Annotated in this window: 8 protein-coding genes; 6 read left to right on the top strand and 2 right to left on the bottom strand. The window is 60.4% G+C overall.

From position 1 onward, the window contains the following. Positions 1 to 1,012 (bottom strand): ABC transporter substrate-binding protein (locus tag AC1DUU_RS13515; protein ID WP_476783934.1); only part of this gene is annotated, 1,012 nt, incomplete at its 3' end. A gap of 161 nt (positions 1,013 to 1,173) precedes the next feature. On the opposite strand from AC1DUU_RS13515, the gene AC1DUU_RS13510 reads away from it, so the two are divergent. Both AC1DUU_RS13510 and AC1DUU_RS13505 read left to right on the top strand, forming a co-directional pair. Continuing rightward, a complete protein-coding gene (locus AC1DUU_RS13510) occupies positions 1,174 to 2,541 on the top strand; it encodes an NAD(P)-binding domain-containing protein (RefSeq protein ID WP_476783933.1) in 1,368 nt (455 codons plus the stop codon). Positions 2,542 to 2,737: 196 nt separating this feature from the next. Further along, positions 2,738 to 3,238 (top strand): hypothetical protein, encoded by a 501-nt coding sequence (locus AC1DUU_RS13505; protein WP_476783932.1) that lies wholly within the window; start codon positions 2,738 to 2,740, stop codon positions 3,236 to 3,238. A gap of 221 nt (positions 3,239 to 3,459) precedes the next feature. Here AC1DUU_RS13505 and AC1DUU_RS13500 read toward each other — a convergent pair whose 3' ends face one another. Continuing rightward, complete coding sequence (locus tag AC1DUU_RS13500; RefSeq protein ID WP_476783931.1) at positions 3,460 to 4,158, bottom strand: LuxR C-terminal-related transcriptional regulator; 699 nt, start codon at positions 4,156 to 4,158, stop codon at positions 3,460 to 3,462. A 438-nt stretch (positions 4,159 to 4,596) separates the two neighbouring features. Here AC1DUU_RS13500 and AC1DUU_RS13495 point away from each other — a divergent pair, with 438 nt between their 5' ends. The 4 genes from AC1DUU_RS13495 to AC1DUU_RS13480 form a co-directional block, all read left to right on the top strand. Beyond that, the gene (locus AC1DUU_RS13495; protein WP_476783930.1) at positions 4,597 to 6,306 is read left to right on the top strand and encodes an APC family permease; all 1,710 of its coding nucleotides are present in this window, start codon (positions 4,597 to 4,599) and stop codon (positions 6,304 to 6,306) included. Positions 6,307 to 6,384: 78 nt separating this feature from the next. Further along, positions 6,385 to 8,094 carry an APC family permease gene (locus AC1DUU_RS13490; protein WP_476783929.1) on the top strand — a complete coding sequence of 570 codons (1,710 nt, stop codon included), beginning with the start codon at positions 6,385 to 6,387 and terminating at the stop codon, positions 8,092 to 8,094. Between the two features lie 280 nt (positions 8,095 to 8,374). Further along, positions 8,375 to 9,268: a bifunctional methylenetetrahydrofolate dehydrogenase/methenyltetrahydrofolate cyclohydrolase FolD gene (folD, locus tag AC1DUU_RS13485; protein ID WP_476783928.1), complete on the top strand. Its 894-nt coding sequence runs from the start codon at positions 8,375 to 8,377 to the stop codon at positions 9,266 to 9,268. Between the two features lie 55 nt (positions 9,269 to 9,323). Then, a partial coding sequence (locus AC1DUU_RS13480; RefSeq protein ID WP_476783927.1) for a formate--tetrahydrofolate ligase occupies positions 9,324 to 9,658 on the top strand: 335 nt, incomplete at its 3' end.

Raw genomic sequence — 9,658 nt, 5'->3', positions numbered from 1 at the left:
CGGATGCGGGATTGACGCTGTTCGATTTTTCCACCGCCGCATGCCAGATGTCGAGGATGGCGACATATTCCCAGCTCACCGCGGTCCAGGTGCCGGGGAAGCGGCTGTTGTACTCGTCGAAGAAGCCCTTCGGCTGGTTGAAGAAGAACGTCTTGTCGTTCAGCTTCTCGTCGTCGAAATCCGGAAACTGGAAAACGAAGCCTTCCATGAATTCGACGGATGTCCGGGCAACGAGCTGGTCGTAATAGTCCAGCGTGCAGGATATGATCTGCCCCTTGAAGCCCTGCGCATGCGCATATTCGGTCATCGCATGGACCATCGGCGTATAGCTGGTGCACCAGCACAGGATTTCGGCACCCGAATCCAGCATCGGCTGCACGATTTCAGCCGCATCGGTCGTATCAGGATCGTACTGGATCTCCCTGGCGATCCTCAATTTGGCCGCCTTGAAGGCCGCGCGATAGGTCGCAAGCGAGGGAAGGCCTAGCGCGTCGGTCTGGCTGCAGATCGCTACGGTGCGCAGTTCCGGCCTCGCCTGCGCCAGCCACTCCACCCCCGTCACATTGAAGATCGGATGCAGTTCACTCGGCGCGATCAGGTATGGTGTATCAGGCGACAGGTCGCTCGGCAGCAGGGTCGACGTCAGGGGCTTGCGCTGGCTCAGATAATCCCTGATCTGCGCCATCGTATCCCCTCCCAGCATCATCAGCAGCTTGACGTCATGGCGCTCTATCAGATGGCGTGCACCTTCCAGCGCCCGGCTGGCATCGTAGCCACAATCAAACTCGACAATCTTGATTTGATAGCGTCGACCGTTGATCAGCAACCCGCCGGTCTTATTCAGCCAATCCTCCCAGATTCGGCAGCCATGCAATCCGGGCAGGCCCCAGGATTCCACTAGACCGCTGAGCGGTGCCAGGAATCCAATGTTAACGGCGTCCGGCATGCCGACGGACAGCCGGGGCAGGACGCTGGAAACCGCGAGTCGATGGGCAAAGCTGGAGTTCGTCATGTCCGTGAATACCACCAAAAACAGGGCGCTTCATCCCAACGACGCGAAATTTTCCTTCCTCCCAGGAAACACGTCGTTGACAAATTGGTATAATGGCAGGCAACATAACTGAACCAGAGGAACCAATAACGAAATTTGGTCTATACCAAAAGGAGGAAACCATGACAGCCAAGCGTGTCGCCGTGATTGGTGCCGGACCGTCGGGTCTGGCGCAGTTGAGAGCATTTCAATCGGCCGCGGCGAAGGGCGCTGAAATCCCAGAAATTGTCTGCTTTGAAAAGCAGGCCAATTGGGGCGGTCTGTGGAACTACACCTGGCGCACTGGCCTCGACCAGTATGGCGAGCCCGTCCACGGTTCGATGTACCGCTATCTCTGGTCGAACGGCCCCAAGGAGGGTCTGGAGTTCGCCGATTATTCCTTCGAGGAGCATTTCGGCAAGCAGATCGCCTCCTATCCGCCGCGCGCAGTGCTCTTCGACTACATCGAAGGCCGCGTGAACAAGGCCGGCGTCCGCAAGTGGATTCGCTTCGAGACGGCCGTGCGCATGGTGACCTGGAACGAAGAGACCAAAAAGTTCACTGTCACAGTGCAGGATCTGCCGAAGGATCATTGCTATTCCGAGGAATTCGACAACGTCATCGTCGCCTCGGGCCACTTCTCGACCCCGAACGTGCCCGAATTCCCCGGCTTTGACCGCTTCAACGGCCGCATCCTCCACGCCCATGACTTCCGCGACGCCCGCGAGTTCGCCGGCAAGGACATCCTGCTCGTCGGCACCAGCTATTCGGCCGAGGACATCGGCTCGCAGTGCTGGAAGTACGGCGCCAAGTCGATCACCAACTGCTACCGCACCGCGCCGATGGGCTTCAAATGGCCCGACAACTGGGAAGAGCGGCCGCTTCTGGAGAAGGTCGAGGTCAACACCGCAACCTTCAAGGACGGCTCGACCAAGCGCATCGACGCGATCATCCTGTGCACCGGCTACAAGCATCACTTCCCGTTCCTGCCTGACGATCTGCGCCTGAGGACCGCCAACCGCCTGGCGACCGCCGATCTCTACAAAGGCGTCGCCTATGTTCACAATCCCGCGATGTTTTATCTCGGCATGCAGGACCAGTGGTTCACCTTCAACATGTTTGACGCGCAGGCCTGGTGGACGCGCGACGTCATCCTCGGCCGCATCAATCTGCCCGCCGACAAGCAGGCGCTGGTCGGCGACGTCCAGGACCGCGTTGCGCGCGAGGATGCCGGCAAGGACTCCCATGAAGCGATCGAATACCAGGGCGAATATGTCAAGGAACTGATCGCCGAAACCGACTATCCCAGCTTTGACGTGGACGGCGCCAACGCAGCCTTCTTCGAGTGGAAGGAACACAAGAAGAAGGGCATCATGGAGTTCCGCAACCACTCCTACAAGTCGGTCATCACAGGCACGATGGCGCCTGCGCATCACACGCCGTGGAAGGATGCGCTCGACGACTCGCTTGAATCCTACCTGCGTACCGCCACTCCCGTCGCGGCGGAGTGAAAGCCCGGCCTGCCGGCATCATCCGCCCAGCGCAATCAGCCATGCCGCCCCGCTAGGGGCGGCATTTGTTTTTGTACGGCCGTCACGGAGCCAACGCCTTGGCACCAGTTCTGCAGGTCTGCCACGAACGTATTCATGCATCCGCAATTCTGCTATCGAAACAAGGCTACGTTTTTTCCAAAAAAGGAGGAACGAAATGGTCGCGTTTACGGCTAGCTGGGTACACGGGAACGCAGTGGTAGCAGAGAATCCGCCGGCAGAAGACGGCGGTCTCTTCGGGTTCAATCACTTTGGTTGGGGCACCCAAATCACGATCCGACCAGGGTTCGCGCGATGGTTTCACATCACAATACCAACTCCTGTCATCCTCGACGACAAACGGATGAAGCTGATCCGCGTCTTTCTTGGATACGAACAAATTGCCGGGTACAGAAACTCGGGTACAATCCAGGACGTGCACCTGTGGGATGCCAGGCAGCGCGTCGCGATGAAGTCAAATAACGACTTTCTAAGCTCACCTGAGGCGCAAATAACAGGCTACAAAACCTACGAGTTGCTGCAACCCCGAGAATGGTGGTTTGGTGTAGGGTTATCATTCAGGCTGAGCGCACTTCCCTATCTCGATGGTCACTTCATCGACAACAGCGACGCTCCCGTAATCGTTATCGGATCGGCCGGAGGGGATTTCGCCCCTTAAGAATGGTGCCTTTGCAGAGCCAAATTGCCGATGTTGTTGTTCATCGCCCCTCACGAAGTGAGGAGATGCCCAGCAAAGCCAGACAGTGAGGGGCGAGGTCCGCAAGGCGGGCCATCTTCAAGTTGCTGTCGTTCCGGCCCGACGAGCGCCAAACGGGACTCGCGGGCCAACGCACCGCTGAATGCCGTTGGCCGCCCCAGAGCGGGGCGGTCCGTTCCTTGCTACGAGCTCAAACTCGGGCCGCGGTTCTTTTCGCTGGCGTAAAGCGCCACCGCCATCGCCCGATTGCGGACATCGAGTTTGTCGTAAAGATTCTTGAGATGGTATTTGACGGTGTTTTCGGAAATCCCGGTGCGCGCCGCAATCTGCAGGTTCGTCCAGCCGTCGGCCAGCACCGAAAGCAGTTCGCGTTCGCGCGTCGTCAGCCGCGACAGCGGCGTATCGTTGATCTTGGACACATCCATGTAGGGGATGCAGATGCGGCCATGGGCGACTGCGACAAGCGTGTCGAACAGGATCGCCGGATCGTCGAACTGGTAGCAGAAGCCCTGAACGCCGAGGCGCACGCATTGCTTGAGAATTGATAGATCGTGGTCGTTGGAAAAGATCACCACGCGGGCATGCAGTCCGCGCCGCTGCATCTCGGCCAGTACCTCGCCGGAGTCCATGTCGGACAGTCTCCAGCCCAGAACGGCGATGTCGAACGAGGGGTCCGCCACGGATGCCGCCTCAAGGAAGGCCTTGCCTGTCTGGACGCTTTCGGCCAGCTCAAAACGGCTGTCTCGCCCGAGCATATCGCCCAAAGCAGCGACCACCAGCGGATTACGCTCGGCAATCAACACCCTGAATCTGTTCTCTTTTGCCACCGGCACCACCTCAATCCCGATGCCCTGGCGCTGACCCTTCCATTCGGCGTTCATGTTCCTCCCGCCTATGTTCGTGGACCCAACCTGTCGTCGACGTCTCCTGCGCTAGTCGATCCTTTCCAGAGACCGACCGAGATCGGCTCTTGAACGCAATTCATAGCATGAATGATTTTTTCATTCCAGTATAGAAGCAATTTTGCGGACATGCCGACCGGCTAGCCGACGAACCAACCGCAAATGGCCCATTCCCACCCGTTCGGGTAGGCTGCGATCGCCCAGAGAGATGCGTTGGAACTGGCCGATCTTCCAACAGGGCCGCGCTGACAGTTGTTTCCCCTGGCAGTGCGACAAAATGGCTTGACGCCGCATCGGATTCGGACAAACTTCACTTTGAGGAAAAAAAGAAGCCTAAGCGGAAACTGCAATCGCGCCATGAAACCGAGAATTCGGGCGTACGCGACGTGCCTTCACAATCAATGGGAAACTTTGCCAATGAGCGCTGTTACGGACGTCAGTCCGGCGGAAACCGCCGGCCAACTTCAAAGGACAATCGACTGGCGCGGCGCCTTCTGGGTGGCCAGCGGCGTGCCGCCACTTGTCCTTTTCTCCATCGGCGGCATCGCCGGCACGACCGGAAACATCGCCTTCCTGATCTGGACGCTCTCCATCATCATGGGTTTCGTCCAGTCCTTCACCTATGCCGAGATCGCCGGGCTGTTCCCCAACAAATCGGGCGGCGCGTCGGTCTATGGTGCGACAGCCTGGCTGCGTTATTCCAAGTTCATCGCGCCGCTGTCGGTATGGTGCAACTGGTTTGCCTGGACGCCGGTGCTGTCGCTCGGCTGCACCATCGCGGCTGCCTATATCCTCAACGCGCTGGCGCCGATCCCGGGCTTCACCGAATCCTCGCCTGAAGTGCTGCAGTATCTGGCGGCCAATGTCGGGACCACCGCAGCTGACGCTGTTGCGGCCGTCACCGCTGCCGCAACGCCCGGCATCCGCACCTGGACGCTTTACAGCCACACGCTGGGTCCGGTCGGCTTCTCGCTTAACGCCACCTTCTGGATCGGCGCGATCCTCATGTTGATGACGTTTGCCATCCAGCATCGCGGCATCCTCGGCACCGCCAGCGTTCAAAAGGTCGTCGGCCTGCTGGTCATCGTGCCGCTGCTGGTCGTCGGCGTCGTTCCGATCCTGACCGGCCAGATCAACTGGGACAACTACTCGCCACTCGTGCCGCTGGCCGCAGCCTATGCGCCTGAACCCGGCTCTTGGAATACTGCCGGCTGGACGCTGGCGCTCGGCGGCATGTTCATCGCCGCCTGGTCGACCTACGGCTTCGAAACCGCCGTCTGCTACACCCGCGAGTTCAAGAACCCGGCGACCGACACCTTCAAGGCCATCTTCTATTCCGGCCTGCTGTGCATGCTGCTCTACATTTTGGTGCCCTTCACCTTCCAGGGCGTGCTCGGCATCAGCGGCATGCTGGCAACCCCGATCGTCGACGGTTCGGGCGTCGCCGATGCAATGGCCTCGATGGTCGGCGGCGGCGGGCTGGTGAAGACCTTGCTTGTCATGCTGATGATCCTGGCGCTGCTGCTGGCGATCATGACCGCCATGGCTGGCTCGTCGCGCACGCTGTACCAGGGTTCGGTCGACGGCTGGCTGCCCAAATATCTCAGCCACGTCAACGAACACGGCGCCCCGACCCGGGCGATGTGGACCGACCTGATCTTCAACCTGTGCCTGCTGGCCATCGCCTCCACCGACGCCACCAGCTTCTTCTTCATCCTGGCCGTGGCGAATTGCGGCTACATCATCTTCAACTTCCTCAACCTCAATGCCGGTTGGATCCACCGCATGGACAACGGCCATATCCACCGTCCCTGGAAGGCCCCGACCTGGCTGCTCGCAGCCGGCACCATCTTCGCCTTCGTCAACGCCGTCTTCATGGGCGCCGGCGCCAAGGTCTGGAACCCGATGGCGCTTTGGGCCGGCCTGTTCACGGTGTCGCTGATCATCCCGGTGTTCTGCTACCGCCACTACGTCCAGGACGGAGGCAAGTTCCCGGCGCACATGCTCGATGACCTTGGCATGCACGAAAGCGACCTGCGCAAGAAGAAGGCCGGCATCCTGCCCTATGTGACGCKCATCGCGGGTCTTGCCGTGGTGCTGATAGCCAACTGGTTCTTCGTGCTCTGACACGGCGAACCCAACAACAACACACGGTCCCGCGCTGGGAGGCGCGGGGCCTTTTTGACAAAGGTCGGGGAACGACAAATGAGCTCAACAACAATCACACATAGCGGCGCCGGAGACGGCCAGCTTCAACGAACGATCGATTGGCGCGGCGCCTTCTGGGTAGCCAGCGGCGTGCCGGCCCTCGTTCTGTTTTCGATCGGCGGCATCGCCGGCACCACCGGCAACATCGCCTTCCTGATCTGGACCGCCTCGATCATCCTCGGCCTGATCCAGTCCTTCACCTATGCCGAGATCGCCGGCCTGTTCCCGTCCAAGTCGGGCGGCGCCTCGGTTTATGGCGCAACGGCATGGCTGCGCTATTCCAAGTTCATCGCGCCGCTGTCGGTGTGGTGCAACTGGCTCGCCTGGACACCGGTGCTGTCTCTCGGCTGCTCGATCGCGGCGGCCTATATCCTCAACGCATTGGCACCGATCCCCGGCTTCACCGAAACCTCGCCCGAAGTGCTGCAATACATGGCGGCCAATGCGGGTGCGAGCGCCGCCGACGCGATTGCAACCCTGACCACGGCAGCAACGCCAGCGATCCGCAGCTGGACGCTCTATCACGGCACGCTCGGCCCGGTCAGCTTCTCGCTCAACTCGGTGTTCTTCATCGGCGTCATCCTGATGCTGATAACCTTCGCCATCCAGCATCGCGGCATTCTCGGCACCGCCAATGTGCAGAAATATATCGGCCTGATCGTGATCGTRCCGATGCTGATCGTTGGCATCGTCCCGATCGTCACCGGCCAGATCAACTGGGACAATTATTCGCCGCTGGTGCCGCTCGCCGCCGCCTACTCGCCAGAGCCCGGCGCATGGAACGTCGCCGGCTGGACCTTGGCATTCGGCGGCATGTTCATCGCAGCATGGTCGGCCTACGCCTTTGAAACAGCGATCTGCTACACCTCCGAATTCAAGAACCCCGGCCGCGACACCGTGCGGGCGATCTTCTATTCGGGCCTGCTTTGCCTTGCGCTCTACACGCTGGTGCCCTTCACCTTCCAGGGCGTGCTCGGCCTCAACGGCATGCTGGCAACCCCGATCGTCGATGGCTCAGGCGTTGCCGAAGCCATGGCCCGGATGGTCGGCGGCGCTGGCTTCGTCACCTCGATCATGGTGATGTTGATGATCCTGGCACTGATGCTGTCGATCATGACGGCGATGGCCGGTTCCTCGCGCACGCTCTACCAGGGCTCGGTCGACGGCTGGCTGCCGCGCTATCTCAGCCACGTCAACAGCCATGGCGCACCGACGCGCGCCATGTGGACCGACCTGATCTTCAACGTGTTCCTGCTCGCCGTCGCCTCTGCCGACGCCACCAGCTTCTTCTTCGTGCTATCGGTGTCGAATTGCGGCTACATCATCTTCAACTTCCTTAACCTGAATTCGGGCTGGATCCACCGCATGGACAACGGCCATATCCACCGGCCGTGGAAGGCGCCGACGATCCTGATCGCAGTGGGTGCCCTGCTCTCCTATGTCAACGCCATGTTCATGGGTGCAGGCGCCAAGGTGTGGAACCCCTGGGCGCTGTGGGCCGGCTTCATCGCCGCAGCGCTGATCATCCCGGTATTCTGCTATCGGCACTACGTCCAGGATGGCGGCAAGTTCCCGGTGCACATGCTCGACGATCTCGGCATCACCCAGGAGGATCTGAAGATCCGCAAGGCCGGCATCCTGCCCTATCTGACGCTGATCGCCGGCGTAGCGGTGGTGATTCTCGCCAACTGGTTCTTTGTCATCTGACCGTCAGGAACAGTCTCCATGGTCAAGGCCGGCGCAAGCCGGCCTTTTCCTTTGGGCCACACTCCACCGACCAGCAGCCATCCCGAGGAAAATGTGCCGGGGTCAATATTTCTTTCCATGAAAGATTCTTGCATTACGGTTGACTTTCGGCCTTTCCGGCTGCTATAGATTCAGACGGGAAAATTCAGCGCAAAAGCTGTCCGGATGGTGTATCCGGGGCTGAGGACCATCGGCTTGCGCCGGGGGACCGGATGCGCTCGCCTGGGAGGAACGACATAGCATGACGACCGTAATTGACGGTAAGGTAGCCGCAGCCGATGTGGTGGCGAAGGTCAAGGTCGCAGCCGACCAGCTGATCGCTGCGACAGGTGTTGTCCCCGGCATCGCGGTGGTCATCGTCGGCCACGATCCGGCGAGCCAGGTCTATGTCGCCTCCAAGGGCAAGAAAGCCAAGGAGTGCGGTTTTCATTCGATCGAACACGCACTGCCGGCCGACACATCCGAAGCCGATCTGGTCACTCTCGTCGAGAAGCTCAACGCCGACCGCAATATCCACGGCATCCTCGTTCAGCTGCCTCTGCCCGACCACATCGACGCCGGCAAGATCATCCAGACGATATCCGCCGACAAGGATGTCGACGGCTTCCATTTCACCAATGTCGGCAAGCTCGGCACCGGCGAACTCGACACAGCCTTCGTGCCCTGCACGCCGGCCGGCTCGATGCTTCTGATCGAGCGTGCGCTTGGCCGCGATCTTTCAGGCCTCAACGCGGTCGTGGTCGGCCGTTCCAACATCGTCGGCAAGCCGATGGCAAATCTGCTGCTCAATGCCAATGCCACAGTCACCATCGCCCACAGCCGCACCAAGGACCTGCCGGCCCTTTGCCGCACTGCCGACATCCTGGTCGCAGCCGTCGGCCGTCCGGAGATGATCAAGGGCGACTGGGTCAAGCCGGGCGCTACCGTCATTGACGTCGGCATCAACCGCCTCAGCGCTGACGCCAACGGCAAATCGAAGCTTGTCGGCGACGTCGACTATGCCAGTGCTGCCGAACATTCCGGCGCGATCACGCCCGTKCCGGGCGGCGTCGGGCCGATGACAATTGCGCTTTTGATGGCCAATACGGTCGTCTCGGCCTGCCGTGCGGCGGGCCAGGCAGCGCCTCGCTTTTAATCTGGGAGCCCAAGGGGCTCCGTGGAAATCGAACCAAACTCAAGGGAAGAGAGTCATGGCCGAATTCAAGACCGACATCGAGATAGCACGTGGGGCGAAGAAGAAGCCGATCCAGGAGATCGGCGCCAAGATCGGCATTCCGACCGAGCATTTGCTGCCTTACGGCCACGACAAGGCGAAGATCTCGGCTGAGTTCATCGCCGAGGCGCGCAAGAAAAAAGACGGCAAGCTGATCTTGGTCACCGCGATCAACCCGACACCGGCCGGCGAAGGCAAGACCACGACGACCGTCGGCCTCGGCGACGGTTTGAACCGCATCGGCAAAAAGGCGATCGTGTGTATCCGCGAAGCCTCGCTTGGACCCAACTTCGGCGTCAAGGGCGGTGCGGC

The organism is Aminobacter sp. P4_H6_2, from assembly GCF_056400805.1.
The sequence above is the reverse complement of the archived record's forward strand: the minus strand, read 5'-3'. Positions and strand labels throughout refer to the sequence as shown.